This is a genomic window from Bradyrhizobium sp. Kon56, assembly GCF_055807635.1.
This window is the reverse complement of record NZ_JBVVOU010000017.1, coordinates 1-26,917: the sequence shown is the minus strand read 5'-3', so window position 1 is coordinate 26,917 and position 26,917 is coordinate 1. Positions and strand designations below refer to the sequence as shown.

General features: G+C 64.0%; 27 protein-coding genes and 1 pseudogene. 13 read left to right on the top strand and 15 right to left on the bottom strand.

The features are described 5' to 3' along the window. Positions 1–81: 81 nt before the first annotated feature. The gene (rpoD, locus tag AC0L3B_RS24610) at positions 82–2,232 is read right to left on the bottom strand and encodes an RNA polymerase sigma factor RpoD (protein WP_018453615.1); all 2,151 of its coding nucleotides are present in this window, start codon (positions 2,230–2,232) and stop codon (positions 82–84) included. Between the two features lie 377 nt (positions 2,233–2,609). Further along, positions 2,610–4,622, bottom strand: a complete 2,013-nt coding sequence (gene dnaG / locus AC0L3B_RS24605) for a DNA primase (RefSeq protein ID WP_247296168.1) — start codon at positions 4,620–4,622, stop codon at positions 2,610–2,612. Positions 4,623–4,783: 161 nt separating this feature from the next. Here dnaG and AC0L3B_RS24600 point away from each other — a divergent pair, with 161 nt between their 5' ends. Further along, the gene (locus AC0L3B_RS24600; RefSeq protein WP_018453613.1) at positions 4,784–5,347 is read left to right on the top strand and encodes a chlorite dismutase family protein; all 564 of its coding nucleotides are present in this window, start codon (positions 4,784–4,786) and stop codon (positions 5,345–5,347) included. Here AC0L3B_RS24600 and AC0L3B_RS24595 read toward each other — a convergent pair. Then, positions 5,344–5,742, bottom strand: coding sequence for a gamma-glutamylcyclotransferase family protein (locus AC0L3B_RS24595; RefSeq protein WP_247296171.1), 399 nt, complete (start codon positions 5,740–5,742; stop codon positions 5,344–5,346). The genes AC0L3B_RS24600 and AC0L3B_RS24595 overlap by 4 nt on opposite strands. A 45-nt stretch (positions 5,743–5,787) precedes the next feature. Further along, on the bottom strand, positions 5,788–6,699 hold the full coding sequence (locus AC0L3B_RS24590; RefSeq protein WP_018453611.1) for a transglutaminase family protein: 912 nt from the start codon (positions 6,697–6,699) through the stop codon (positions 5,788–5,790). A 91-nt stretch (positions 6,700–6,790) separates the two neighbouring features. Here AC0L3B_RS24590 and AC0L3B_RS24585 point away from each other — a divergent pair, with 91 nt between their 5' ends. Beyond that, the gene (locus AC0L3B_RS24585; protein ID WP_247296173.1) at positions 6,791–7,597 is read left to right on the top strand and encodes an N-formylglutamate amidohydrolase; all 807 of its coding nucleotides are present in this window, start codon (positions 6,791–6,793) and stop codon (positions 7,595–7,597) included. Between the two features lie 11 nt (positions 7,598–7,608). On the opposite strand, the gene AC0L3B_RS24580 is transcribed toward AC0L3B_RS24585, so the two are convergent. Further along, the gene (locus AC0L3B_RS24580) at positions 7,609–8,229 is read right to left on the bottom strand and encodes a LysE family translocator (protein ID WP_085384410.1); all 621 of its coding nucleotides are present in this window, start codon (positions 8,227–8,229) and stop codon (positions 7,609–7,611) included. 111 nt (positions 8,230–8,340) lie between these two features. Between AC0L3B_RS24580 and AC0L3B_RS24575 the strand changes: the two genes are divergently transcribed. From AC0L3B_RS24575 to AC0L3B_RS24565, 3 genes are read left to right on the top strand one after another with little or no spacing between them, the layout of a single operon-like run. Further along, the gene (locus tag AC0L3B_RS24575; RefSeq protein WP_007614659.1) at positions 8,341–8,655 is read left to right on the top strand and encodes an ArsR/SmtB family transcription factor; all 315 of its coding nucleotides are present in this window, start codon (positions 8,341–8,343) and stop codon (positions 8,653–8,655) included. Continuing rightward, on the top strand, positions 8,648–9,118 hold the full coding sequence (locus tag AC0L3B_RS24570) for an SRPBCC family protein (protein WP_204512327.1): 471 nt from the start codon (positions 8,648–8,650) through the stop codon (positions 9,116–9,118). Before AC0L3B_RS24575 ends, AC0L3B_RS24570 begins: the two co-directional genes overlap by 8 nt. Further along, complete coding sequence (locus tag AC0L3B_RS24565) at positions 9,115–9,627, top strand: SRPBCC family protein (RefSeq protein ID WP_247361000.1); 513 nt, start codon at positions 9,115–9,117, stop codon at positions 9,625–9,627. Before AC0L3B_RS24570 ends, AC0L3B_RS24565 begins: the two co-directional genes overlap by 4 nt. An 18-nt stretch (positions 9,628–9,645) precedes the next feature. Here AC0L3B_RS24565 and AC0L3B_RS24560 read toward each other — a convergent pair whose 3' ends face one another. Continuing rightward, entirely contained in the window at positions 9,646–9,870 is a 225-nt protein-coding gene (locus tag AC0L3B_RS24560; protein ID WP_007614662.1) for a hypothetical protein, read from the bottom strand. A gap of 360 nt (positions 9,871–10,230) precedes the next feature. Here AC0L3B_RS24560 and AC0L3B_RS24555 point away from each other — a divergent pair, with 360 nt between their 5' ends. After that, positions 10,231–11,037: a transglutaminase-like domain-containing protein gene (locus tag AC0L3B_RS24555; protein WP_018453605.1), complete on the top strand. Its 807-nt coding sequence runs from the start codon at positions 10,231–10,233 to the stop codon at positions 11,035–11,037. Beyond that, positions 11,037–11,228: a hypothetical protein gene (locus AC0L3B_RS24550; protein WP_018453604.1), complete on the top strand. Its 192-nt coding sequence runs from the start codon at positions 11,037–11,039 to the stop codon at positions 11,226–11,228. The genes AC0L3B_RS24555 and AC0L3B_RS24550 overlap by 1 nt, the downstream gene beginning before the upstream one ends. 27 nt (positions 11,229–11,255) lie before the next feature. On the opposite strand, the gene AC0L3B_RS24545 is transcribed toward AC0L3B_RS24550, so the two are convergent. After that, complete coding sequence (locus tag AC0L3B_RS24545; RefSeq protein WP_473381148.1) at positions 11,256–12,029, bottom strand: DUF2189 domain-containing protein; 774 nt, start codon at positions 12,027–12,029, stop codon at positions 11,256–11,258. 310 nt (positions 12,030–12,339) lie between these two features. Here AC0L3B_RS24545 and AC0L3B_RS24540 point away from each other — a divergent pair. After that, positions 12,340–14,567, top strand: a pseudogene (locus tag AC0L3B_RS24540) (ATP-binding protein). Here AC0L3B_RS24540 and AC0L3B_RS24535 read toward each other — a convergent pair. The 6 genes from AC0L3B_RS24535 to AC0L3B_RS24510 all read right to left on the bottom strand — a co-directional run bounded on the left by AC0L3B_RS24535 (position 14,568) and on the right by AC0L3B_RS24510 (position 19,813). After that, complete coding sequence (locus AC0L3B_RS24535; protein ID WP_018453601.1) at positions 14,568–15,011, bottom strand: hypothetical protein; 444 nt, start codon at positions 15,009–15,011, stop codon at positions 14,568–14,570. An 81-nt stretch (positions 15,012–15,092) separates the two neighbouring features. After that, on the bottom strand, positions 15,093–15,560 hold the full coding sequence (locus AC0L3B_RS24530; protein WP_018453600.1) for a MarR family winged helix-turn-helix transcriptional regulator: 468 nt from the start codon (positions 15,558–15,560) through the stop codon (positions 15,093–15,095). Positions 15,561–15,569: 9 nt separating this feature from the next. Next, a complete protein-coding gene (locus AC0L3B_RS24525) occupies positions 15,570–17,180 on the bottom strand; it encodes an acyl-CoA synthetase (protein WP_204512330.1) in 1,611 nt (536 codons plus the stop codon). Between the two features lie 118 nt (positions 17,181–17,298). Then, positions 17,299–18,435 (bottom strand): epoxide hydrolase family protein, encoded by a 1,137-nt coding sequence (locus AC0L3B_RS24520; RefSeq protein ID WP_473381186.1) that lies wholly within the window; start codon positions 18,433–18,435, stop codon positions 17,299–17,301. Between the two features lie 160 nt (positions 18,436–18,595). After that, positions 18,596–19,051 carry a GatB/YqeY domain-containing protein gene (locus AC0L3B_RS24515; RefSeq protein ID WP_473381147.1) on the bottom strand — a complete coding sequence of 152 codons (456 nt, stop codon included), beginning with the start codon at positions 19,049–19,051 and terminating at the stop codon, positions 18,596–18,598. A gap of 33 nt (positions 19,052–19,084) precedes the next feature. Then, positions 19,085–19,813, bottom strand: coding sequence for an alpha/beta fold hydrolase (locus AC0L3B_RS24510; protein WP_085349616.1), 729 nt, complete (start codon positions 19,811–19,813; stop codon positions 19,085–19,087). Between the two features lie 146 nt (positions 19,814–19,959). Between AC0L3B_RS24510 and carA the strand changes: the two genes are divergently transcribed. Both carA and AC0L3B_RS24500 read left to right on the top strand, forming a co-directional pair. Then, positions 19,960–21,150 (top strand): glutamine-hydrolyzing carbamoyl-phosphate synthase small subunit, encoded by a 1,191-nt coding sequence (gene carA / locus AC0L3B_RS24505; protein ID WP_026232561.1) that lies wholly within the window; start codon positions 19,960–19,962, stop codon positions 21,148–21,150. 165 nt (positions 21,151–21,315) lie between these two features. After that, on the top strand, positions 21,316–21,837 hold the full coding sequence (locus tag AC0L3B_RS24500; RefSeq protein WP_085349617.1) for a hypothetical protein: 522 nt from the start codon (positions 21,316–21,318) through the stop codon (positions 21,835–21,837). A gap of 124 nt (positions 21,838–21,961) precedes the next feature. On the opposite strand, the gene AC0L3B_RS24495 is transcribed toward AC0L3B_RS24500, so the two are convergent. Continuing rightward, a complete protein-coding gene (locus AC0L3B_RS24495) occupies positions 21,962–22,486 on the bottom strand; it encodes a Dps family protein (RefSeq protein ID WP_007596666.1) in 525 nt (174 codons plus the stop codon). Between the two features lie 113 nt (positions 22,487–22,599). Here AC0L3B_RS24495 and AC0L3B_RS24490 point away from each other — a divergent pair, with 113 nt between their 5' ends. Beyond that, positions 22,600–23,301: a class I SAM-dependent methyltransferase gene (locus AC0L3B_RS24490; protein ID WP_085360537.1), complete on the top strand. Its 702-nt coding sequence runs from the start codon at positions 22,600–22,602 to the stop codon at positions 23,299–23,301. A 263-nt stretch (positions 23,302–23,564) separates the two neighbouring features. Here the strand turns inward: AC0L3B_RS24490 and AC0L3B_RS24485 are convergent, their stop codons facing one another. Continuing rightward, positions 23,565–23,936: an ArsR/SmtB family transcription factor gene (locus AC0L3B_RS24485; protein WP_063993885.1), complete on the bottom strand. Its 372-nt coding sequence runs from the start codon at positions 23,934–23,936 to the stop codon at positions 23,565–23,567. Positions 23,937–24,048: 112 nt separating this feature from the next. Here AC0L3B_RS24485 and AC0L3B_RS24480 point away from each other — a divergent pair, with 112 nt between their 5' ends. After that, positions 24,049–25,218, top strand: coding sequence for an MFS transporter (locus tag AC0L3B_RS24480; protein ID WP_473381146.1), 1,170 nt, complete (start codon positions 24,049–24,051; stop codon positions 25,216–25,218). A 145-nt stretch (positions 25,219–25,363) separates the two neighbouring features. Then, the coding region (gene carB, locus AC0L3B_RS24475) for a carbamoyl-phosphate synthase large subunit (protein ID WP_473381145.1) at positions 25,364–26,917 on the top strand (1,554 nt) is incomplete at its 3' end.

Sequence of the window (26,917 nt, the reverse complement as noted above, 5' to 3'; positions counted from 1 at the left end):
CGCTGTCGAACTAGGCGTGAACGAAACCGGCGGGCTTTCGCCCGCCGTTCTTGTTTCAACAGCCAAGTGGCGGCGTTTGAACTAGTTATCCAGGAACGACCGCAGCTTCCGCGACCTTGACGGGTGCTTCAGCTTGCGCAGCGCCTTCGCTTCGATCTGACGAATACGCTCTCTCGTCACCGAGAACTGCTGGCCGACTTCTTCCAGCGTATGGTCGGTGTTCATGCCGATGCCGAAGCGCATGCGCAGCACGCGCTCTTCGCGCGGGGTGAGCGAGGCCAGCACGCGCGTGGTGGTTTCGCGCAGGTTCGACTGGATCGCGGCGTCGATCGGCAGGATCGCGTTCTTGTCCTCGATGAAATCGCCGAGGTGTGAATCCTCTTCGTCACCGACGGGCGTCTCCAGCGACAACGGCTCCTTGGCGATCTTGAGGACTTTTCGCACTTTCTCCAGCGGCATGCCGAGCTTTTCGGCCAATTCCTCAGGAGTGGGCTCGCGGCCGATCTCGTTGAGCATCTGCCGCGAGGTGCGCACGATCTTGTTGATCGTCTCGATCATGTGCACGGGGATGCGGATGGTGCGCGCCTGGTCGGCGATCGAGCGGGTGATCGCCTGCCGGATCCACCACGTGGCGTAGGTCGAGAACTTGTAGCCGCGGCGATACTCGAACTTGTCGACCGCCTTCATCAGACCGATGTTGCCTTCCTGGATCAGGTCGAGGAACTGCAGGCCGCGGTTGGTGTATTTCTTGGCGATCGAGATCACGAGACGGAGGTTGGCTTCCACCATCTCCTTCTTGGCCTGGCGGGCTTCGCGCTCGCCCTTCTGCACCGAGTGCACGATCTTGCGGAACTCGATGATCTCCAGGCCGGTCAGCGCAGCTAACTGATGCACCTCGTGGCGGAGGTCCTTGATGCGGTCCTTCTCGTGATGGACGAAGTTCTTCCAGCCCTTGGCCGACAGCTTCGAGACACGGTTGAGCCAGCGCGGATCGAGCTCCGAGCCGGTGTAGTTGCGCAGGAAGTCTTCGCGCGCGACGCCATGGCTGTCGGCAAGGCGCATCAGGCGGCCCTCATGGGAGACGAGGCGCTTGTTGATGTCGTAGAGCTGCTCGACGAGACTGTCGATACGCGCCTGGTTCAGGCGCAGCGACTTCACCTCGACGATGATCTCGTCCTTGAGCTTGCGGTATTTGCGCTCCTGGTGCGGCGAGAGCGAGGGCCCGTGCGAGGTGCTCTCGAGCTGGTTCTGGATGTCCTGCTCTTGCAGCTTGCGCAGCTTCTTGTAGCTGTCGGCGATCTTGTCGAAGATCTCGACGACCTTCGGCTTGAGCTCGGCCTCGATCGCCGCAAGCGACATCTGGTTCTCGAACTCGTCGTCCTCGTCCATGTCGGCTTCGGCGGCGGATTCCGCCGGATCCTTCGCGGCGTCGCCGGCATTGCCGGGCGCAGGCGCGGCGCGGAACGGGGTCGGCGCCGGCGGTGCGGCCGGCGGCGCGACATGCGCGGGCGCGGCGCCGGTGGCCTGGCCGCCTTCGGCCGTCGCTTCACCGGTCTCGCCGTTCGGACCGGCGATCATCGCATTGTTCATGCCGGCCTTGGCATCGGGCCCGGCATAGGTGGCTTCGAGATCGATGATGTCACGAAGGAAGATTTTTCCTTCGTTGAGCTCGTCGCGCCAGATGATGATGGCCTGGAAGGTCAGCGGGCTTTCGCACAGCCCTGCGATCATCGCCTCGCGGCCGGCCTCGATGCGCTTCGCAATCGCGATTTCGCCTTCGCGCGACAGCAGCTCGACGGTGCCCATCTCGCGCAGATACATGCGCACGGGATCATCGGTGCGCTCGCCCGGCTCGCTCTTCTTGACCTCGGTGACGGCCTTCTGGGTGACTTCGACCAGTTCGTTGTCGGTCTCGTCCTCGCCGCTCTCGTCCTTGTCCTCCTCGCCTTCGCTATCGTCGGCTTCGGTGACGTTGATGCCCATGTCCGAGAGCATGGACATGATGTCCTCGATCTGCTCGGGAGAGGTCTGGTCGGACGGCAAAACTTCGTTGAGCTGATCGAAGGTCACGAAGCCGCGCTTCTTGGCCTGCTTGATCATCTTCTTCACGGCCGCGTCGGACAGATCGAGCAACGGCGAGGGCGCGTCCTGGGAGTCCTTCTCCGGCGCGTCCGCTGCCTTGTCGTCTTTTTCCTTGTCCTTCGCCTGCAGCGTCTTTGCCTTGGTGGCCATCCATTGCTCCTAAACGCGTTTCACACAGACGTTCGCCGCGCCCGCGCAAAATCACTTGAACCTGTTGCTCGATGCTCTCGCTTCGTCAGATCTCGACACGGAAAGGGCGGCGCGGACCTCTTGTCGCCACCCCCGACCTTTCACTCGCCGGATTTGCCTAACGCTTCGTAGAGCCTCTTTGTCGCAGCGGATACAGGTGTAGTGCCAACAGCAATTGCGCGGATTCATTCCTGACGCGTCTGTTCTGCCTGCGGCCGCCTGGTGGCCAAAGTGCTACAAGACCGTTAAGCCTCGATTAACCCTGTTTTTGCCGCCAAACCTCGGATTTGGCGAGTCTTTTAGCGGTTCCGGTCCCGGCCGTCCGCATGATTCTTTCATCACACGCTCTTCTGGAACCGGCCCGACAGCTCGCCAAAACCCTCGATCAGGGCCTCGGTGCCGTCGACTTCGCCTATCCGAGCCTTGACGTCGCGCAGCCACGCCATGTTGGCCTCGCTGGGATCATCCCCCAAGGCCAGCTCGGCGTCTTTCAGCTCTCTAAGTAGTGAATGGTACTGCCGATGCAAGGCGACCAGCTGATGCCAGGTGGAGAGAACGTCGTCCCGTGCGGCGCCCTCACGGGCGCCCCACACCGCCGCGGTCGTGATACCGCTCTCAACCCTTTGAAGAGCCTGCGAAAATCCGCCCTTCTCGAGATCGCTGCGCATCTTCTCGGCGAGCTCGCCGGGGTCCGGCGAATGGTGATGGTCGTTGGCAAAGGCGGCGATGATGCCGGCCCGGAGCTTATGGACCTCGGGATGGGCGAGCTCCAGGGCCGCGACTTCCTCGAGATGATCGTGCAGCAGCCAGGGGTGATTGATCAGGATTTGCAGGATCAGGGCCTCCCGGCGGGAGATGGCGCTGCGCTGGCCGCGCATGATCGGGCTTGCCGCGAGCTGCGCGCTCGCCGCCTGGTAGGGTCCGGAGGGCAGCTGGATGGGCCCGGGTGGGCCGCGGCGGCCTCCAAATCCCTGACCGCCGAATCGATTCGCGCCTCCCCCACCGCGGGGCTGGAACTGACGGCCGGCCGAGCCGGGGCGGAAATTGCCACGGCCGCCGCCGAAGCCGCCGCGTGCGCCTTCGGGGGCAAAGGCGCGCTGAAGCCGCTCGGCAAGATCCTGCCGGTAATAGCGCCGCACCACCTCGTCGCGGATGCCGTTGGAGAGCTCCTTGATGCGCGCCTCTAGCGCGGCGCGGCGCTCGGGCGTGGCGAAATTGCCGCCTTCGAGCTCGCGCGACCAGATCATCTCGGCGAGCGGACGCGCCGCCGCGATCACCTCCTCGATCGCGCCACGACCGCCGGAGCGCACGAGATCGTCGGGGTCCTGCCCTTCCGGCAGCAGGGCGAAGCGCAGACTCTTGCCGGGCGCGAGGAAGGGTAAGGCGAGATCCGCGGCACGATAAGCGGCTTTCTGGCCGGCGCGGTCGCCGTCGAAGCAGAGGATCGGCTCGTCCGCCATTTTCCAGAGCAGCGCGAGCTGGTTTTCAGTGAGCGCGGTGCCGAGCGGCGCCACGCTGCCGGCAAAGCCCGCGGTGACCATGGCGATGACGTCGACATAGCCTTCGACCACGATGAGGGGGCTGCCGTCATGGGTGGCTTTGCGCGCGGTCTGGTGGTTGTACAGATTGTCGCCCTTGTGGAAGAGCGGCGTCTCCGGCGAGTTCAGGTACTTGGCCGGAACGTCCTTCTCCAGCGCGCGCCCGCCGAAGGCGATGACGCGGCCGCGCAGATCCATGATCGGAAACATCACGCGATCGCGGAAGCGATCATAGGGCACCGGGATGTCGTTGCCGGCCACCAGCATGCCGGTTTCGACCATGTCGTCGACGGAGACGCCGAGCTTGCCGAGATGCTCTTTCAGCGCAAAGCGATCAGGTGGCGCATAGCCCAGCCGAAACTGCAATTGCGTCGCCGGCGAGATCGCGCGGTCGGCGAGATAGCCGCGCGCCTTGGCGCCGACGCGCGAGGCCAGCGTCTCGGCAAAGAACTTGGCGGCGAGATCCATGACGTCATGCAGCGAGCGGCGCCGCTGCTCCTGACGCGCCGCATCCGGCGTCACCGCTGGCAGCGGCAGGCCCGCCATATTGGCGAGCCGCTCCACGGCCTCCGCGAACGGCAGGCCGTCGGTCTCCATCATGAAGCTGATGATGTCGCCGTGCTTGCCGGAGGAGAAGTCGTGGTAAAAGCCCTTCTGGTCGTTGACGTAGAAGGACGGCGTCTTTTCCTGCTGGAACGGCGACAGCCCCTTCCACTCTCGCCCCGCCTTCTTCAGTTTGACGCGCTTGCCCACGACTTCGGAGACCGAAAGCCGGGCCCGAAGCTCGTCGAGGAATTGGGGCGTGAAGCGCATCAGGTTGATTTCTGGGGTGAGTCGGGCGTTTTGCCAACGAATAGGCATATAAGGATGCCCCCGGGAAATACGATGCACTTAGGGCTTCTCCCGGCTATTCACAGGTCGAAGATTCGACGGAAAGCTTGAACCCGGCCCGGTTCCACGCTTCCATGGGGGCCATGTTCAGGACCTTCCGAGGCGGCCAGAGCGGGGGTTGGCGCATCACCTCGATTTCGCCGGTGACGGGCGAGCCCCTCGCCTTCATGCCAACGCTGTCGGTCACCGACAGCGAGGCCATCGCGTTGCCGCTGGTGCCCTCGCGCAATGCTTGGCGCCTGGTCGGTGTCGCGAGCAGCTTGCGCTACACCGAGCGCCCGGAGAAGCAGCAGCTCACTGCCGTGCAGGCCGGCCTCGGCCGGCTGGAAGCAACCAGTGGGGCGCTGATCCCGATCCGCAAGTCGCAGGCCTGGTGGGATCTGACCCAGGAAGAGCGCCGCAGGATCTTCGAGGACAAGTCGCATCACATCGCGAACAGCCTGCGCTTCCTGCCTGCGATTGCGCGGCAGCTCTATCATTGCCGCGACCTCGGCGGGCCCTTCGACTTCCTGACCTGGTTCGAATTCGCGCCTGCGCACGCCTCGCTGTTCGAGGAGCTGGTCGCGATGCTCAGGCGAACCGAGGAGTGGAGTTATGTCGAGCGCGAGGTCGACGTGCGCGCAGTGAAGGAAGTGCTGTCGGGCTAGAGCCCAAGAAAGCGGCCGGATTCGATGCGCGGCAGATCGGTGACGGGCCAGTTGTAGATGTAAGTCCAGGCCGGTGCCGTCACCCCGTCTGCACCTGTCACGTCGACCAGCTGGCGCAGATATTCGGTCGGCTCCGGAAAGCCCTCGCCGCAGGCCTCGTACATGTCGAGCTCGCGCAAGAGTTCGTCGGGCACGCGCAGGTGAAAGAGTTCGCCGTGGGCGCGGTCGGACGGCACATCGGAGAGCAGCAGCCCCGGATAATGCGTCACCAGAACGAGCCGGCCGCGGCAGGTCGCTTCACCCAGAAAATCCGCGTGGCCCGCAAGCAACCGCGCCATCGGATGGTCGAAGCCGCGCATCAGCGTGCCGTAGACGAAGAGACGATTGGAGGTCATGGCCTTCTATAACCATCAATCGGCAGCGTGCAAATCGCAGCGGATCTACAAAACCTCCGCCTCGAGTGTCTCGCCGCTGCATTGCTCGTCCGACACCACCCTGATGGTCACGTCCATGGCGTCGAACGCGCCGGCAGGGCCGATATAGACGCCGTGCAGCGGGATTGCCTGGCGCGGATCGCGGGCGACCGCGACGCGGATGAGGTCGCGGGTGCCGACGATGCCGTTGGTCGGATCGAACTCGATCCAGCCCGCGCTGGGCAGGTAGACCTGGACCCAGGCATGCGTCGAACCGCCGCCGACATGGCGCTGCTCGATATCCTCCGGCAGGAAGATGTAGCCGGAGACGAATCGTGCGGCGATTCCGAGATGACGCAGCGCCTCGATCATGAACAGAGCGTAGTCGCGGCAGGTTCCGCTACCGGACTGCAAGGTGTCGAGCGGATGCTGCGTGCCCAGCTCGTGGCGCTTGCGGTACTTGAACCGCTCGCGGATACCGTGGGTCATGCCGCTCAGGATCTTGAAGGTCGGCGTCGGCGCGTCCTCGTCGAGAAAGCCGCGCGCCCATTCCGCGATCTCGCCATCGGGATCGGTATATTGCGGCGTGATGTAGTGGACGAGGTCGGGAAACTCCTCATCGTCATACGCGAAAGGATAGAAATAGGCCGAGTCGTCCGGCGTCAGCGCGAACTCCTCGACCGGATTGTGCTCGACGGTGACGTGCCAGTCGAAGATCAGCGCGTCCGCGCGCTCGTCGAAATTCGCGATCGCGACGGAATTGCCGAACACGTCGTGGATCCAGTGCAGCGACATCGGCTCGGGCGATATCTCGAGCCTGGAGTCGAGCACGCGCAGATCATGCCCGTCGCGCGGCCGCAGCATGATCCTGTGTTCGCCGAACGCCACGGGGCGGGTGTAGCGATATTCGGTCTTGTGATGAATCGTCAGCAACGGCATCGTCAGGCAATCATGGTGATGTCGGGCGGACCAATCTATAGCAATCCCGCCCGATTCTTCGGGGTGACTGCTGTTTCATTAGGCAATCAGGATGGCTTTAGACACAATCGGGGCGACCAATCAACTCCTCAGCGAGGGTGACGTCCCCCCGGTGCACGAGGTGAATGCGCAAGGGACATCGCCTTTTTTGCTCACCTCGGACCACTACGGAAGGGTCCTGCCGGCTGCGCTTGGCGATCTTGGCGTCGCCGAGAACGAGCTGACGCGGCATATCGCCTGGGACATCGGCATTGGGGGCGTCGCCGACCGGCTGGCAGAGATGCTGGGCGCACATCTGATCGCCCAGCGCTATTCGCGGCTGGTGATCGACTGCAACCGCCCGCCCGCCGCCGTGAGCTCGATTCCCCTGATTTCCGAAGCAACCGCGATCCCGCGCAACGAGGGAATTTCGGAGCAGGAGCGCAAAGCGCGCCGCCGCGAGATTTTCGAGCCCTATCACCGGCATATCCATGCCGCGATCGACCGCCGCGTGCACGACAAGCGGCCGACGGTGCTGGTGTCGCTGCACAGCTTCACGCCCGTTTACGCCGGCGTCGCGCGTCCCTGGCACATCGGCGCGCTCTACAATCGCGACACCGTGCTGCCGCAGCTGCTGCTCAGGCATCTCCGCAGCGAGAGCGATCTCGTCGTGGGCGACAACGAGCCCTATGCGGTGAACGACCTCACCGACTACACCATCCCCGTGCACGGCGAAGCTCGCGGCCTCGTCAATACCGGCATTGAGATCCGCCAGGATCTGATCGCCGACCAGTCTGGCCAGCAACAATGGGCCGAGCGGCTGGCGCGGATTTTTGCAGAGATCGAGGTTGAACTGCGGGCGGAAAGGCTGGTCGATTAGCCCGACGGCGGTTATTTCGCCCTGGTCAGCGCCAGCCAGATGCCGCCGCCGATCATGAAGCCGCCGGAGATGCGCGACATCATGCGGGTGCGGCGAGCCGAGAAGAACTTCCGGGCCCGCCCCGCGGCGATGGCGTAGAGCGCGTCCGTCATCACCGCAGTGACCATGAAGGTGGCTCCCAGCAGCGCGACCTGCGGGAAGTGGTCGCGGTTCATGTCCATGAACTGCGGGATGAAGGCGCCGAAGAACACCAGCACCTTCGGGTTCGACAGCAGCACCAGGAAACCTTGCAGGAAGAATCCGCCGCGCGGCGGCGCCGGCGGCTCATCCACATTGACGCCCTCGACCGGCGCCCAGATCAGCTTGATGCCGAGCCAGACCAGATAGGCGGCGCCGGCAAAGCGCACCCAGTCGAACCAATACCCCATGGTCGCCATCAGCGAGGTCAGTCCGACCGCGACGATGCCGATGACGATGGCGAGGCCGGCCTGCGCACCGGCCACATTGGTCAGCGCCGCGCGCGTGCCGTGGCGCAGCCCGTTGGCGATAACGAGGGTGACGATCGGCCCCGGCAACAGCGCGAGCGCGATGCAGGCGGCAAGGAAGGCGAGATAGGCTTGCAGAGACATCATGGGGAGGACTCGCTGGGAGCGGTTTGCGGCATTAATGCATGGCGAGGGCGGGAACGGAAGTCACGACCTTGCGCTTGACATGCAATCATTTGGTTGCCTATTACCGCCGCCATGGATGAGGTCTTCAAAGCGCTCGCCGATGCGTCACGACGGTCGCTGCTCGACAGACTTCACGCCAGGAACGGCCAGACGCTGAACGAACTCTGTGAAGGCCTCGCGATGACGCGCCAGGCCGTGACCAAGCACCTTGCCATTCTGGAAGAGGCCAATCTGGTCACGACCATCAGGCACGGCCGCGAGAAGCTGCACTATCTCAATCCGGTTCCGATCCATCAGATCGGCGAACGCTGGATCAAGAAATTCGAGCGCGGCAAGCTCGCCGCACTCGGCGAGTTGAAACGCCAGTTGGAGAAGCGTGATGAGTAAGCCGCAATTCGTCTATGTCACCTACATCGAGACAACGCCAACGAGGCTGTGGGAGGCGCTGACATCGAGCGAGTTCACCAAGCAATACTGGTTCGGCGCCGAGGTCAGGTCCGACTGGAAAATCGGCTCCCCTTTCGCGCTGCTGCTGGACGGCGAGACCACCGATTCCGGCGAGATCCTCGAAGCCGATCCGCCGCGGCGGCTGTCTTACAGCTTCAAGCACCAAAAATACGAGGAGCTGCGCGGTGAGCCGATCTCGCGGGTGGTCTTTACCATCGAACCGTTCGGCTCGCTCGTGCGTTTGACGGTGCTGCATGACGGCTTCGTCGAAGGCGGCAAATATTTCGGCGCCGTTTCCAACGGGTGGCCGGCGATCCTGTCCGGGCTCAAGAGCCTGCTGGAAAGCGGCAAGGTGCTGGCCATTCCGCACGCAGCCCTCAACAAGGGATTCGATGCAAGATGAACCTCGATCGGTTCAAGCCGCTCACCGTCTACACGATTTACATCGCCGCGACGCCGGACCAGGTGTGGGAGGCGCTGACCTCCGCCGAGTTCAGCCGCCAATATTTTTCCGGCTTTGCGGTCGAGATGGAGCCAAGACTCGGCGGCAAATTCGTCGTGCGCGCGCCTGATGGCTCGGAACACATTTCGGGCGATGTGTTCGAATACGATCCGCCGAACAAGCTGACGGTGACGTGGAACGTCAACTGGCCCGACCTCGTCGCAAAGCTCGGCGCGACGCTTGTCACTTACGAGATTGAACAAGCCGGCGAGGCCGTCCGCCTCACCGTGAGCGAACGCCACGACCGCCCGCTCAGCGACGACATCCTTTCCGGCGGCCGCACCGGCTGGCCCGCAATCCTGTCGGGGCTGAAGAGCCTGCTGGAAACGGGCAAGGCGCCGCAGATCAAGATGGCGCCGCCGGCGCAGATGCTGGAAGCGTTGAAGGCGATGGGTATCAAGACGCCGTAGCGGGCGAACTCCGTGTCGTCATCGCTTCTTCTTCACCGGAGGCGGATTGATTTCGTCGATCTTGCGACTGCAATCCGCTTCCGAGTCGTGCGGGCCCGAGACAAAGGTCCCACTGACCTTGATCGCGTACCAGCCCGACTCGACGCCGAGCCGGAGCGCTTCTTCTGTCTTGACGTGCCGTGGCGAGAGAGCTTGCATCGGTTGAGTTTGCATCGGGTGCTTTCGGTTGGCGTTCGATCTCATGATCGATCGCGGTGAAACCTTCAGGTGTCCGCGGCACGCGCCTGCCGCGTCCAACTCACCGCTGGAGTGGGCAATATGCGCGACGACCGCTGTTACGACGTCGCTACGAGTCGGCTCCGCCGCTGCGAGGGAATGAGGCGCTTCACGTCGCGCGAATAGTCGTGGCGCTGCATAGGCGCAGAAACGACAGATCTTTCGACATTCCCGCACCGTGCGCGCAATCGCCGCAATTAGCTATCATTTTCTCGCCCGTGCCGCACTTTTGAGGCGCCAATTGCCGCCCGCGACCGAATAAGCCGTCAAAGCCTTGTGATCGGCCGCTTCGTAGCCATGTTACGAGCTTAGCCAAGGGAAAATCGTATGAAGCTCCGCGTCGGGTTTGAGATGCTGTACGAATTCCCGCAGCCCACGCCTATGATCATGGTGCTGGGCACGCACTTCACCCGCGCCTCCGATGTCATCGTGCCCGACCTGCTGACCACCAGACCCTCGGTGCCGATCACTCCCTATCGCGACCTCTTCGGCAATTGGTGCAGCCGCATCGTGGCGCCGGCTGGCGCCTTTCGCCTTGCCGGCGACGGCGTCGTGAGCGACAGCGGCCTGCCCGATCCAGTGTTCCCGAACGCGGCTCAGCACGCCGTCGAGGCGCTGCCGACCGACACGCTCGTCTATCTGCTCGGCAGTCGCTACTGCGAGACCGATCGCCTGTCGGATATCGCATGGAAGTTGTTCGAGCACACGCCGCCCGGCTGGGCGCGGGTCCAGGCCATCTGCGATTTCGTTCATCGTCACATCGCCTTCGGCTATGAGCACGCGCGCGCGACCAAGACGGCGCGGGAAGCCTACGACGAAGGCAAGGGCGTGTGCCGCGACTATGCTCATCTTGCCATCGCGTTCTGCCGCTGCATGAACATCCCGGCGCGTTACTGCACCGGTTATCTCAGTGACATCGGCACGCCGAAGCCCTGGGCCGTGGGAGATTTCGCCGGCTGGTTTGAGGCTTATCTCGGCGGAAGCTGGCACATGTTCGATCCGCGCAACAACACGCCGCGGATCGGTCGCGTGTTGATCGCACAAGGACGCGATGCCGCGGACGTCCCGATCACCCAAACCTTCGGTCCGAATACCCTTGTCAATTTCAAGGTATGGACCGACGAGGTTGCCTGATGACAGACAGCAGCGTTGCACTCAGCGCCGATGAATTTGCGTCCTTGGCCGAGATCGGCAAGGGCAAGGCGCAAGGCGAAATCCCGCAAGCGCACGGCGAGCGCCTGACCAACCTCGGTTATGCAATCAGGCGCCTCGGCGAACTCGAACTGACCTCATCCGGCGAACGCCGGCTGGCAACCGGCGAATAGCTCGCTGCCGTTGCGTCCGGCTTCCCGCTACGCCACCGGCACCACAATCCGCCGATAAAGATGCCAGGTCGCGTGCCCGAGCACGGGCAGCGTCACCACCAGCCCCAGAAAATACGGCAGCGCCGAGACGATCAGGACCATCACGATCACCGCGGCCCAGCCAATCATCGGCAGCGGGCTGACCACGACCGCGCGCACGCTTGTCACCATCGCCGTGACGAAATCGACCTCGCGGTCGAGCAGCAGCGGAAACGACACGACCGTCAGCGAAAACAGGATCAGCGACAGCACCGCGCCGACCGCGTTGCCGATGCCGAGGAACAGCAGGCCCTCGTTCGTGGTCAGCACCACCGTCATGAACTCCTGCAGGCTCGAGAACGAGGCATGCAGGCCAAGCAGCAGCGCGATCAGAAGCCGCACCTGATACATCCAGACCACGAACACGAACAGCGTGACGAAGGCCATCCAGCCGATCTCGCTGCGCGCGCGCACAGCCGACCAGATCGCGCCGAGCGAGACGGGCTCGCCGCGCTCGCGACGGCGGCTGACTTCATAGAGCCCGATCGCCACGAATGGCCCGAGCAGCGCGAAGCCGGCGGCCAGCGGATAGACCAGATAGACCATGCCGAACGCAGTGAAGCACAGCATGATGGCGATGCCGCCGGCGGCGTAGAGCGTACCGAAGCAGAGGCCGTAAAGCGGCAGCGCCTGGAAATCCCGCAGGCCTTCGACCAGCGCCTCGGCGATGTCGGTCGCCGCGACGGGACGCACCACCGGGTCGACCTTGCCCGAAATGGACATCAGCTTCCTCCTCGTTCGCCGGCGCGATCTCCGTCGCACGCGGATTGACTCGATCTTAGCGTCCCCGCGGCAGGTGCGCACGCGCGAGTTGTTGGCTGGACGACAGTATCCCGAAGCCGCCGGCGCAGACCCGGGAAAACCACCGCGCCGACGGCGCGCGTCCTTCGGGAAGCTCATCCGTCCTGCCCGCGGCTCGAAATCTTTCCCCGTCGGGGACTTTTTCGACCCGATGCCTATGGACTGAGCGGCGGGTGGTGCCGCAAATTGAGTCTTTGAACGAGCGCGATGACTCGAATGGACCGTCCGACCGATGAGCTTGCGTACCCGACTACTGATACTCGTCATCGCGGCCATGCTGGTGCCGGCGAGCCTCGTCGGGCTGCGTTTCGTGCAGAACCGGAGCAGTGAAGTCAACGCCGCCCTGGCCAATCTGTCGGCCTCGGCCGACGACATTGCGAGCGATCTGGGTGGGAAGATTCAGGGCACCGCTCAGCTTCACTATGGTCTGGCCCGCGCGCGCGACCTCGACACGCGCGACAAGGCGGCGTGCTCGGCGTTTCTGTCGGACGTGCGCGAGGAATACCCTCAGTTCACGGGAATCCTGACCATCGATCCGGACGGCAGCCTGTTCTGCGACTCGCTGCGGACCAACCGCACCCTCGATCTGAGGGATCGCGCCTATTTCAAGCAGGCCCTGGTCTCGCGCAACGTCGTGGTTGAGCCGGTATTCGGCCGGCTGACCGGAATATCGGTGCTCCAGATCGCATATCCGGTGCGATCGGAGGCGGGCGCGCTGAAGCTGGTGCTGCTTGCCTCGTTCAACCTGCGCAAATTCGCCGAGTATCACCACAAGCGGCTGCTCGCCGAGAAGGATATTCTGCTCATCGACGGCAAGGGCACCGTTCTCGTCGCTCCCTCGGGAGCCGGCTGGACCGCGCCCGTGGGCGCGTCGATCGCGGGATCCGACCTGCTCGGCTTCGCGACGGCTCCCGATCAAAAGGCATTTCAGGAAGTGACCGATCGCGACGGCCGCACGCAGGTCTGGGCCGTCGCCCACTCACCTTCGATCCGTGATGCCGGCCTCTACATCCTGGTCGGACGGTCCAAGGACGGATTGGTCGCGGCGGCGAATCGCCGGCTCTATGAGGATATGGCGATCCTCGCGGTGGCCTTGCTGCTGCTGCTGGCCGGCGTATGGATCCTCGCGACCGTGAGCGTCGGGCGCCAGGTCGGGCGGCTCGCCAACATGGCGAAGAGACTCGGGCTCGGCGATCTCAACGCGCGAATTCCTCCTCCCCATCCGCGCGGCGAGCTGGGCGGATTGATGACCCTGCTCAACGACACTGCCGAATCGCTTGAGCAGCAACGGGCGGCCATCGCGGACCTCAACCAGAAGCTCAGCCAATCCCAGAAGATGGAGGCCATGGGTCAGCTCACCGGCGGTGTGGCGCATGACTTCAACAATCTCCTCACCGTCATTCTCGGCAATTCGGAGCACCTTGCCGACAGGCTGGCGGGGAACAAGGAGTTGCACCGGATCGCCGGCGACATCGCGACAGCTGCCGAACGCGGCTCCGACCTGACGCGGAGCCTGCTCGCCTTCGCGCGCAAGCAGCCCCTGAGGCCGCGAGACATCGACATCGGCGAAAAGATTAAGGAGGTGGAGCACTTGTTGCGCCGCCCCTTGGGCGAGCACATCGAATGCACCTTCGCGCTCGCACCGGACCTGTGGTTGATCAGCGTCGATCCCGGCCAGCTCACGACTGCGCTGCTCAATCTCGTGCTCAACGCGCGCGATGTCATGCAGTTGGGCGGCAGGCTGACCATCGAGGCGCGCAACGTCTCGCTCGGTGAATCCGACTTGGACATCAATGGCGAACCGCGACCAGGCGACTATGTCATGGTGGCCGTGATCGACACCGGCAGCGGCATGACCGCCGAGGTGGCGAGCCGGGCGTTCGAGCCGTTCTTCACCACCAAGGAGGTCGGCAAGGGGACCGGGCTCGGCCTGAGCATGGTCTACGGTTTTGTGCGGCAGTCCGGCGGGCTGGTGCAGATGCAGTCCGCACCGAGACAAGGCAGCATTGTCAGGCTGTTCTTTCCCGCCTGGCAACACCGCCAAACGAGGACGCCTCACCCGCCGAAGGGATCGTCACGCGCGAAGGAAGCGAGACCATTCTCGTCGTCGAAGACAACGACATGGTTCGGACTTATGTCGAAAGCGAGCTGAAGACGCTCGGCTATCGCGTCATCACGGCCGCGAGCGGCCCGGCGGCGCTCGACTTGTTGCGCCAGTCCGGGGATATCGACCTGCTGTTCACCGACGTCGTGATGCCCGGCGGCATGTTCGGGCCGGAGCTTGCCCGGCAAGCAATCCAGCTGCGACCCGGGCTCAAGGTGCTCTTCACCTCCGGCTACAGCCAAAATCCGGTCTCGGCGCCCGACGCAATCGGCGATGCCCGCATCCTGACCAAGCCGTTCCGGCGGCGAGACCTCGCCGCCATGCTGCGATCTGCGCTGTCGACGCCGTCGCGGTAGTCAGGAGCGCGACGCGAGGAGAAGCGCCGCACCCAGATTGGCCACGAACAAGGCCGCGTCGATGACGAAGATCCTGAGCATCGGGCCTTTCAACACGGGCCAATAAGCGACCCCGACGCGTCCTCCGCGCAGCAGGACCGGAAGGTTGTAGGCGAACTGGCTGAAATGGCAGGCGGCAAAGAACAGGAACAGCACCAGCTGCGCTTCGACCGGCTGGAAGAAGACCGGACGGGCTGCCAGAAGGTAGAGCGACAGAAGGCCGATCGGCAGATTGATGCCGCCAAGGAATGCCACGCTGGCCGACAATGTCGGCGCGATCGGATTGGTGCGCTCTTCCCGCGGCAGGAGAATCTTCAGTGTATTGGCTTGCGCAATGCTGAACTGGATGAAGGCGCCGCCGAACCAGAGCGCGTTGAGGAGCAGCACGATATCCGAAAGACGCATGGCGGAGCCCTCCCACGGCTCGTTGGCCAGGAAAGTGGCAAAGCCCGCTCCTCATGTCAACCATGTTGACTTCAGGAATCGTCAGTTGGTGTCGGCGATCGCCTCCATCACGCCCATCCACGCAGCCGCACCTGTCGCTCCGACGCGATCGAACGCCTCGCGCAGCACCTTGCGCTCGTGGTCCGATGCGCGCTGCTCGATGCGCTGCCCCGCGGCCGTCAGGCGCAGCAGCTTCGAGCGATGCTGCTCGGGCGAGCGTTTTGAGGTCAGGAGCTTGCGCTCAAGCAACAAATTGAGCGGCCGGTTCAGGGCCTGCTTGGAAATGCCGAGGATCTCGATCAGCGAGCCGATCGCGATATCGGGCCGGCGCGCCACCACGTAGAGGATGCGATGGTGCGGGCGCGACAGTCCTTGCTTGGCGAGATATGCGTCGGCTTCGAGTGTCATGCCGCGCCAGCCGTAATACATGAGCTCCAGCGCCGCATCGAGTTCGCTCAGCTTCGCAAGTGAAGCGCGGTGAAGCCCCGCGGCTTGAGACGTCTTTGCCATTGCAGGAAGCTAACCCCTCGTCCGCAGCTCGCGCCGCAGCACCTTTCCGGTGGCGGTCATTGGAAGTGTCTCCGCGAACTCCACGAACCGTGGGTATTCGTGGGCGGCGAGTTGCACCTTGACGAACTCCTGGATCTCGCGCGCGAGTGCGTCGCTGGCGGCAAAGCCCGGGCGCAGCACGATCCAGGCCTTGATCGATTCAGTGCGGATCGGATCGGGAATGCCGACCACCGCCGCCATCGCCACCGCCGGGTGCTTCATCAGCGTGTGCTCGATTTCGGACGGGCCGACACGATAGCCGGCGGTGGTGATGACGTCGTCCTCGCGGCTGACGTACCAGAAGTAACCGTCCTCGTCCTGCACCCCGAGATCGCCGGTGAGCAGGAACTCGCCGGCATATTTCTTCGACGTTGCCTCCGGATTGCGCCAGTATTCGAGCATCGTGCAAGGACAGGGTTGGCGCACCCCGATGATGCCGCGCTGGCCACGTGGCTGCTCCTCGCCTCTGTCATTGACGATGCGGACGTCGAAACCCGGCGTCGCCTTGCCCATCGAACCGGGGCGGATCGGAAACAGATTCGCGTTGCTGCCGATCACGAGATTGCATTCGGTCTGGCCAAACACTTCGTGCGCGTCGACGCCGAAGGTCTCGCGCACCCAGCCGAGCAGCTCGCCGCCGAGGGACTCGCCGCCGGTAAAGATGCTGCGCAGCTTGATGCCGGAATGCGTCACGCCGGCCTGCCGCATCAGCTTCAGCGCGGTCGGCGGCAGGAACACATTACGCACGCCGAGATCGGCCATCATCTGCATCGCCGCTTGCGGCTCGAACTTTCGCGCGCGGTGACCGACCAGGGGAATGCCGTGGTACCAGAACGCGAACAGGCCGTTGATGAGGCCGCCGATCCAGGCCCAGTCCGCCGGCGTCCACATCAGATCGCCGGGGCGCGGCAGGAAGTTGTGGCACATCTCGACATTGGGGAGATGTCCGAGCACGACGCGGTGGGCGTGCAGCGCGCCCTTCGGATTGCCCGTCGTGCCCGAGGTGTAGATGATCAGCGCGGGATCGTCAGCAGACGTGTCCACCAGCCTGAAGTCGGGCGATGCAGCCTTGACCGAATTCCAGAACGATGTCGTACCCGCCGGCGTTCGTTCGCCAACGATGTAGACCTTCTTCAGCTCCGGCAGACGGTCGCGAATCTTCGAAAGCTTCTCCCAGCCACCCTCGTCGGTGACGATCGCCCTCGCTTGCGAGTTCGACAGGCGGAATTCCAGCGCGTCTTCGCCGAACAATGCGAACAGCGGAATGGAGATCATCGCCGAACGGAACGCGGCCATGTGCGCGATCGGCAGCTCCAGCGACTGCGACAGGAACACCGCGACGCGGTCGCCGCGGACAAGGCCATCCGCCCTCAGCACATTGGCGAAGCGGCGCGACATCTCCGCGACATCGTCGAAGGATGTGCGCGTGATGGCGCCGTTCTCATCGAGATAGACCAGCGCCAGCCGGCCGGTGCCGTCGGCGTGGCGATCGCAGCAGGCCTCCGCCAGGTTGAAGCGCGCCGGGATCTCCCAGCGGAAATTGCCGTAGAGTTCGTCATAGGTGCTGGCTTCGGTGAGCATGGTCGTTTCCCGGCAGCGTCGTCTGACCGGACTTGTCCCGGCCATCCACGTTCTTGTTTGACCTGAGTTTAAGGGCGCGGATGCCCGGGACAAGTCCGGGCCTGACGGAGAATGCGTCTCAGCGCACCGTCCGGAAGAACTTTCTGACCTCGCCGACATACAGCTCCGGCTGCTCGAATGCGGCGAAATGGCCGCCCTTCTCCATCTCGCTCCAATGCGTGATGTTGCGGAAGTTCGGCTCCATCCAGCGCCGCACCGGCGTGATGATCTCCCTGGGAAAGACAGCCACGCCCGTCGGCACCTTGACGACCGGCGTGGTCCGGCGCTTGCCAAAGCTTTCCCAATAGAGCCGCGCCGACGAGGTCGCGGTCTCCGTCGCCCAGTAGAGCATGACGTGGTCGAGCAGCTCGTCCTTGGTGAAGATGTTCTCGGGATGACCGTTGCAATCGGTCCAGGCCCAGAATTTTTCCAGAATCCAGGCCGCCTGCCCGCTCGGCGAATCCGTCAAGCCGTAGCCGAGTGTCTGCGGCCGCGTCGATTGCTGCTTCGAATAGCCGGAGTCGAGGTCGACGTAATGCTTGAGGCCGGCGAGCGCGCGCTTCTCTTCCGGCGTCGGTTCGCCCTCGACTTTCGGCGCGGCGTTGAAGGCGAGCGTGACGTGAATGCCGGCGCAATGCTCGGCGTCCTGCATGCCAAGCGAGGTCGTCACTGCCGAGCCCCAGTCGCCGCCCTGCGCGCCGTATCTGGTATAGCCGAGCCGGTCCATCAGCTGGGCCCAGGTCGCGGCGATACGATCGACGCCCCAGCCGGTGGTCTTGGGTTTGCCGGAAAAGCCAAAGCCCGGCAGCGACGGGCAGACAACGTGGAAGGCATCGGCAGGATTGCCGCCATGCGCGACAGGATCGACCAAGGGCGCGATCACCTTCTGGAATTCGACGATCGAGCCGGGCCAGCCATGGGTGATGATCAGCGGCAGTGCCGACGGCTCCTTCGAGCGCACACACAGGAAGTGGATGTCGAGCCCGTCGATCTCGGTGGTGAACTGCTCGAAGCAGTTGAGTTTTGCTTCGCGCGCGCGCCAGTCGTAGCCATCAGCCCAATAGGTGCAGATTTCCTGGATCCATGCCAGCGGCGCGCCCTGGCTCCAATCATCGACCAGCTCCGCCTCCGGCCAGCGCGTGCGGGCGAGGCGCGATTTGAGGTCGGTGAGGACGTCGTCGCTGATGGCGATGCGGAACGGCTTGATGGCGGTCATGGGAGAGGCCCTGCTCATCGGAGGTTCTCGTCATGGCCGGGCTCGTCCCGGCCATCCACGTTCTTTCTCTCCATTTTGAAGAACGTGGATGCCCGGCACAAGGCCGGGCGTGACCAGGATGATAGCCTGTCAGCTCCTGGCAAACCTTCGGCGCGGCCGCCTAGCCCGTCAGAGCAGCCTTCACCAAACCAGAGGCCTTGCCGAAATCCATCTGGCCGGCGTACTTGGTCTTCAACACGGCGATCACCTTGCCCATGTCCTTCATGCCGGCGGCGCCGGTCTCGGCGATCGCGTCCGAGATCACCTTCTTGACTTCGTCATCCGACATCTGCTTCGGCAAGTACGCGGAGATCACCGCGATCTCGTCGCGCTCCTGCGCGGCGAGTTCGGCACGGCCGCCCTTCTCGTAGAGCTCAACCGATTCCTGGCGCTGCTTGATCATCTTCTGAAACACGCCGAGCAAGTCCGCGTCCGAGAGCGGCGGCTTGCCGTTGCCGCGCGCCTCGATGTCGGCGTTCTTGATGGTCGAGTTGACCATGCGCAGCGTGGACAGCTTGCGCTCTTCCTTGGCCTTCATGGCCTCCTTGACCGCATTGTTGATGTCGTCGCGCAGCATGATCGTGATCCCCTAGACTATCCGACGCCTGATCTAGGCCGTTCGCAGCCCGGAGACAACCGGGGTTCCCAGCCATTCGACCAGCGCCTGCACCGTCGCCGCAGGCTGCTCCGGTTGCGGCAGGTGTCCGCAATTCTCCAGAACGACGAGCCTTGCGCCGGCAATGCCCTCCGCCATCTCCTTCGAGAATGCGTTGGGAATCGTGTTGTCCTGATCGCCCGTCAGCACCAATGTCGGGCATTTGATCGTCGCAAGCGTCGGCCGTGAATCCACCCGCGCGATGATCGCGGTCTGCTGCCGCAGATAGCCTTCGACGCCGACGTCATCGCCCTGCTCGTGTACGAGCTGGCGAATGCCTGCATCGTCGCGGCGCGACGGATGCACCAGTTCGGGAAACATCTCCTCGCGCGCGGCACGCAGCTCCCCGCGCCGGGCCAGCTCCATCAGGCCGCGGCGGCGTGCGGTCGCCTCCTCCGTGTCGGGCCGCGCCTGAGTGTTGATCAGCGCGAGCCTGGCCACCCGCTCGGGCGCCTGGCGCATGATCTCGAGGGCGATGTAGCCGCCCATGGAATGGCCGGCGAGCGCGAAGCGCGGCGGCGCCTCGCTCAGCACCCGCCGGGCGATCGCCGCCATGCTGTCATCGCGAATATGGTTGGCGACCATCACCGGGCCGAACTGCCACAGCGACGGGATCACCGGTGCATAGATCCGGGCCGAGGAGGCTAATCCCGGAACCAGCAGAATCGGCGTCGTCTGGTCCATTATTGCCTCCCGAGCCCCGGAATTTGCCGGAAATTATGCTGCGGAGCTTAGGGGCCCAAGCCGACCTGTCAAATATGCAAAAACGCATGTGAATCGGCGCATCTCCGCTTTGACGGCAGCGCCCGCGGGGACTATGAACCGGGCTCATGACACAACATGATAACGATCACGCTTGGCCGGACCACAAACCGACCGCGCTGTTGGTGCTTGCCGACGGCACGGTGCTCGAAGGCTTTGGCCTCGGCGCCGAAGGCCAAGCCGTCGGCGAGGTCTGCTTCAACACCGCGATGACCGGCTATGAGGAGATCCTCACCGATCCCTCCTATGCCGGCCAGCTCATCACCTTCACGTTCCCGCATATCGGCAATGTCGGCACTAACGACGACGACATCGAGACGGTGAACATGGCCGCGACGCCCGGCGCGCGCGGCGTGATCCTGCGCACCGCGATCACCGATCCCTCGAACTATCGCGCCACCAAGCACCTCGACCAGTGGCTGAAGGCGCGCGGCATCATCGGCCTCTCCGGCATCGACACCCGTGCGCTGACCGCGCTGATCCGCAACAAGGGCATGCCCAACGCCGTAATCGCGCACGCCAGGGACGGCGAGTTCGACCTGCACGGCTTGAAGGAAGAAGCGCGCGAATGGCCCGGCCTCGAGGGCATGGACCTGGTGCCAATGGTCACCTCAGGCCAGCGCTTCACCTGGGACGAGACGCCCTGGCTCTGGGACAAGGGCTTTGGCCGCCAGGACAAGCCTGAGTTCAACGTGGTCGCCATCGATTACGGCATCAAGCGCAACATTCTGCGCCTGCTCGCCGGCGTCGGCTGCAAGGTAACGGTGGTGCCGGCAACGACGTCGTCCGAGGATATCCTGGCGATGAAGCCGGATGGCGTGTTCCTGTCGAACGGTCCCGGCGATCCGGCCGCGACCGGCAAATATGCCGTGCCCGTGATCCAGGACGTGATCAAGTCGGGCACGCCGACATTCGGAATTTGCCTTGGCCATCAGATGCTCGGCCTCGCCGTCGGCGCCAAGACCAAGAAGATGCACCAGGGCCATCACGGCGCCAATCATCCCGTGAAGGACGAGACCACCGGCAAGGTCGAGATCACCTCGATGAACCACGGCTTTGCCGTCGACGAGAGCACCCTGCCGACGGGCGCGACGCAGACCCACATCTCGCTGTTCGACGGCTCCAATTGCGGCATCCAGCTCGACGGCAAGCCGGTGTTCTCGGTGCAGTACCACCCCGAGGCCTCACCGGGTCCGCGCGACTCGCACTATCTGTTCCAGCGCTTTGCCGATCTGATGCGGCAGAACAAGAGCGTGTAGGGCGCGCGCTCTCCTGCAACTGCTTTGACGACATCGAGCCCGGGCCTTCGCCCGGGCTCTTGTCGTTCCGGGCGCAGCGCAGCGCGAACCCGGAATGACAGCGGAACGAGGAACGCCGCTTAACTCCCTTCGTTGATCACTGCTACGCTCACGCAGGAGCCTCTTATGTCTGTCGTCCGCGACAATGCCGAGCCGCTCGCCATCGTATTTGAGGATGACGGGCTCGTGCCCAACAATATCCTCCCCTTCCTGGTCTACCAGGCCGCGGTGAAGCTCGATTCCAGACAGCCGGAAGAGACGATCGAACGCTTGTTCGAAGCGAACGGCTGGGGCGGCACGTGGCGCAATGGCGTGTTCGATTATCTGCATTATCACGCAACGGTGCACGAGGTGCTCGGCGTTGCGCGTGGCAGCGCGCGCGTCCGCTTCGGCGGCGACCACGGCCAGGAGCTGGAGATCAAGGCCGGCGACGTCGCGATCCTGCCCGCCGGCACAGGTCACCAACGCATCAAGGCCAGCGCGGATTTCTGCGTGATCGGCGCCTATCCGCCGGGCGTGAAGATGGAGGTCACCCGCGCAACACCGGAGAACCACGCCAAGGCGCTGAAGACGATTCCAAACGTCGCGCGGCCGCCGGCCGATCCGGTGACGGGCAAGAACGGGGCGTTGATGCGGTTGTGGCGGTAGCTACAAAGACGGTGCAGTAGGGTGGGCAAAGCGAAGCCTGCCCACCAAACAGTTTGAACTGCGGAGAGATAGTGGGCACGGCGCGCGAAGAGCGCGCCTTTGGCCACCCTACGACAGTGTGCCCCTACGCCTCGTTCGCGCCTTCCTGTCTTGTGGCTTCGAACAGGAACCAGGTGCGGCGCTCGGTCTCGTCGATGAAGTTCTCGAGGATGCTGGCGCTGGCGACGTCGCCGGCGTCGTCGCAGACCTCGTGCGCCTTGCGCATTGCGGCGGCGACATGCTTGTTGTCCTGCATCAGCTCGCGCAGCATCTCGCGCGGCGGGACATAGTCTTCGTTGTTGTCCTTGATGGTCTGGAGCTTGGCGATCTGCCCGATCGATTTCAGCGTGGTGCCGCCGATCTTGCGGACGCGCTCGGCGAGCTGGTCGGTGGTGGCGAAGATCTGGTCGGACTGCTCGTCGAGCAGCAGATGATAGTCGCGGAAATGCCGGCCGCTGATGTGCCAGTGGAAATTCTTGGTCTTCAGATACAGCGCGAACGCGTCGGCCAGAAGCACGTTGAGTGCCTCCGAAACCTTGTTGACCGCCTGGGACGACAGATCGGTGGGCGTGTCGAGGTCGGGCGAGACCTTTTGTGGAGCTTTGCTCACGGGAAACCTTCCTGTTAGGACGCAGACATTGACGGCGCGCCGCCGCACCCCTAACGCAGGCGGGCAGCGCCGGTTCCTGCAACGGAACCGTTTGGCCGGGGCCCTCGACGACCATGGACGATTGGATCGATTATTACGACTCGACGCACACGATCTATGTCAGCAAGCTGCATCGCGACTTGCACTTCCAGATCATCGCGCGGGACATCATCGGCTACATCTCTTCGCCCGAGGCGACCGTGCTCGACTATGCCTGCGGCGAGGCGCTGTCGGCGAGCCAGGTCGCGGCGGCCTGCGGCAAGCTGATCCTCGCCGAGCCTGCGCCCGGCGTGCGCGGCCGGTTGATCGCGCGGTTTGCCCCGAACACGAAAATTCGCGTCCGCTCGCTCGACGATGTGCGCAAGATGCAGGAGCAGTCGATCGATCTCGTCGTAATGAACTCGGTCGCGCAATACATGACGCCGGACGAGCTCGACGCCGCGCTCCTCAACTTCTCCCGTATCCTGAAGCCCTCGGGCAAGCTCGTGCTGGGCGATATCCTCCAGCCCAATGTCGGCATGTTCAGGGACGTCACAGCGCTGCTCAGCTTCGGCCTGCGTCACGGCTTTTTGAAAGATGCGCTGATCGGGCTGATCAGCACCGCACTGTCGGATTACCGCCAGCTGCGCACGCGCATCGGGCTACAGCGCTACAGTGAGGAGGAGATCACCGCCAAGCTCAAGGCAGCCGGCTTCGCGGTCCAGCGCGCTCACCGCAATATCGGCCACAATAGCTGGCGCATGACGTTCGTCGCGCGGCCGCCGCTGGTCCGTTGAGCTTGGTGGATCCGTTAAGCATAACGTCTGCCTGAGGTGGCTTGTCGCACCCCGATCGGTAATGATCGCCGCGGCCCGGTGGCGGAAGTGTCTACGCGAGGGCGATGCATCGCTCTTTATCCTGGTTCAAATCCAGGCCGGGTCTCCACGCTTCGCCCCTCACGGGGCTACGCATGGCGCAGCCACGCGAGACCCGCAGGGGCGAAGCGTGTCCGGCGCAGCTGGAGCGAAGCGCAAGCGTAGAGGGACTGGCCGCCCAATCCTCAATCAGCCTCAACCACTTCACATTCCGACACAAGCCGCAGCCGGTCGGCATCCTTTGCCGCGGAGGTGATGACGGCATCGAGCAGGCCCGGAAAGCGTGCGTCCAGATCCTCGCGGCGCAGACGCACGAAGCGGTTGGTGCCGGCGACGCGGGTCTGCATCAGGCCGCATTCGCGCAGCTTGGCGAAGTGATAGGCAAGATTCGACTTGCCGCTGAGCCCGTTGAAATCGCCACAGCACAGCTCGCCGCTGACACGTTCCTGCTGCGCGAGCTGGTACACGATCGCCAATCTGATCGGATCGCTCAGGCAATCCAGAACCATCGGCAGTTCGATCTGCTCGCGGGTGGGGTGGGGTGGGGTGCGGCTCATGGTCCAAAGATCATAGCGAAATGGCCTGGATGTTCAATAGTTCTTGAACCAATTGACTCCTGACCCGGTCCCATCAATAGTTCAATAAACGTTGAACATAGGGATTTCTCGGATGAGCGTATTCTGGTTGGCCCTGGCAGCCTTTGCGATCGGCACGGAAGGCTTTGTCATTGCTGGGCTTTTGCCGTCGATCGCCACGGACCTGGCGATTTCCGTCCCCGCCGCCGGCCAGTTGGTCACAGCCTACGCCCTCACCTATGCGGTCGGCTCGCCGATCCTGGCGGTGACACTGAACAATATCGACCGCCGCACCGTGCTGGCCCTGGCGCTATCGACCTTCATCGCCGGAAACCTCGCGGCGATGGTGGCGTCGAATTACGCCCTGCTGCTGGCCTCGCGCATGCTGATGGCGCTGGGCTCCGGGCTGTGCATGCCGACCGCGCTGGCCGTATCCGTGGCCGTCGCCGCGCCGGAGCGACGCGGCCGCGCGGTGGCGCTGGTCACCTCGGGCCTCACGGTTGCGACCGTCATCGGCGTTCCCCTCGGCAATCTCGTCGGCAGCCTGCTCGGCTGGCGCGCGACCTTTGCCATGGTCGCCCTGATCGGCGCCGTTGCGCTCGCCGGCCTCCTGCTCGGTCTGCCCCGCGGCCTGCCACGCAACACGGCCTCGCTCAGCGATCGGCTGGCAGTGGCGCGTCACCGCAATGTCCTGACGGCGCTTCTGATCACGATTTTATGGGCGCTCGGTGGCTTCACCGTCTTCACCTATTTCGCGGTCCCGCTGCGCGGCCTTGGATTCGATGCGTCGCAGATCAGCCTCGCGCTGCTGGTGTTCGGCGGCGCCGCCGCGATCGGGAACATGCTCGGTGGCGTCATGGCCGACCGGCTCGGCACGCTCGCCACAGCAGGTCTCGGACTTGCCGGCATGGCCAGCGCGCTGATCCTGCATTCGCTGATCCTGAAGCTGATGCCGGGACAGGCGCATTATGCGGTGCTGGGCGCGATCTTCCTCTGGGGCATCTCGGGATGGGCGTTCTACCCGGCCCAGGTCGCCAGCATCATCCGGATCGAGCCACAGGCCTCGATGATCGCGCTCTCGCTCAACGCCTCGGCCATGTATCTCGGCTTTGCGATCGGCGGTGCCTTGGGCGGCGCCGTGCTTGCGGCGTGGAGCCCCGCCGATCTCGGCTGGGTCGGCGGATTAAGCGTTTCGGCGGCTCTTCTGGTCCATCTCGCCCGCGGTTGGCAGGCCCGGCCAAAACCGGTCAAAATTGCCGGTTGATGGGCGTTTTTCGGGGTTTCGCCGCCCGGAAAACTGGTCTAAGACCCACCCCGCGCGCGAGGGGGGACCACCGCGCTCTCGGCCAAAGGGACGCGCAGCAGGCGCGCCCTTTTTTTGTGCCCAAATTCCACTTCGGCGAGAGTTGATGCCCAAACGTACAGACATCACCACCATCCTGATCATCGGCGCCGGTCCCATCGTGATCGGCCAGGCCTGCGAGTTCGACTATTCGGGCACCCAGGCGGTGAAGACGCTGAAGGAAGAGGGCTATCGCATCGTCCTCGTCAATTCCAATCCGGCCACCATCATGACCGATCCGGAATTGGCTGATGCGACCTATATCGAGCCGATCACGCCAGAGATCGTCGCGAAAATCATCGAGAAGGAACGTCACGTCATTCCCGGCGGCTTCGCGCTGCTGCCGACCATGGGCGGACAGACCGCGCTGAACTGCGCGCTGTCGCTGCGCCAGCAAGGCACGCTCGACAAGTTCGACGTCGAGATGATCGGGGCCACCGCGGACGCGATCGACAAGGCCGAGGACCGCCAGCTGTTCCGCGAGGCCATGACCAAGATCGGGCTCGAGACGCCTAAGTCGCGGCTCGCCAACGCCTCCGCCCTGAAGAAGTCCTTCCGCGACAAGTACCAGGCCGAACGCGCCAAGGCATCGGGCGCTGCACTCGAAGAGCTCGAGCGGCAATGGACACTCGGCGAAAGCGACCGCCGCAAGCGCTACCAGGAATATGCGCTTGGCCAGGCGCTGATGGCGCTGTCCGAGATCGGCCTGCCCGCGATCATCCGCCCCTCCTTCACCATGGGCGGCACCGGCGGTGGCATTGCCTACAACAAGGAAGAGTTCCTCGACATCATCGAGCGCGGCCTGGATGCGTCTCCCACCAACGAAGTGCTGATCGAAGAATCCGTGCTCGGCTGGAAAGAGTACGAGATGGAGGTGGTGCGCGACAAGAACGACAATTGCATCATCGTCTGCTCGATCGAGAACCTCGATCCGATGGGCGTTCACACCGGCGATTCCATCACGGTGGCGCCGGCGCTGACGCTGACCGACAAGGAATACCAGATCATGCGCGACGCCTCGCTGGCGGTGCTGCGCGAGATCGGCGTCGAGACCGGCGGCTCCAACGTGCAGTTCGGCGTCAATCCCGAGGACGGCCGCATGGTCGTCATCGAGATGAACCCGCGCGTGTCGCGTTCCTCCGCCCTGGCTTCGAAAGCCACCGGCTTTCCGATCGCAAAGGTCGCCGCCAAGCTTGCGGTCGGCTACACGCTCGACGAAATCGCCAACGACATCACCGGCGGCGCCACGCCGGCCTCGTTCGAGCCGACGATCGACTATGTCGTCACCAAGGTGCCGCGTTTCGCTTTCGAGAAATTCCCCGGTGCCTCCACCACGCTGACTACGTCGATGAAGTCGGTCGGCGAAGTCATGGCGATCGGCCGCACCTTCCAGGAAAGCCTTCAGAAAGCATTGCGCGGGCTCGAGACCGGCCTCACCGGACTTGACGAGATCGAGATCGAAGGCCTCGGCCGCGACGACGACAAGAATGCGATCCGCGCTGCGCTGGGCACGCCGACACCGAACCGGCTGCTCCAGGTCGCGCAGGCGATGCGGCTCGGCTGGTCGGACGAGGAGATCTTCAATTCCTGCAAGATCGATCCGTGGTTCCTCAGCGAGATG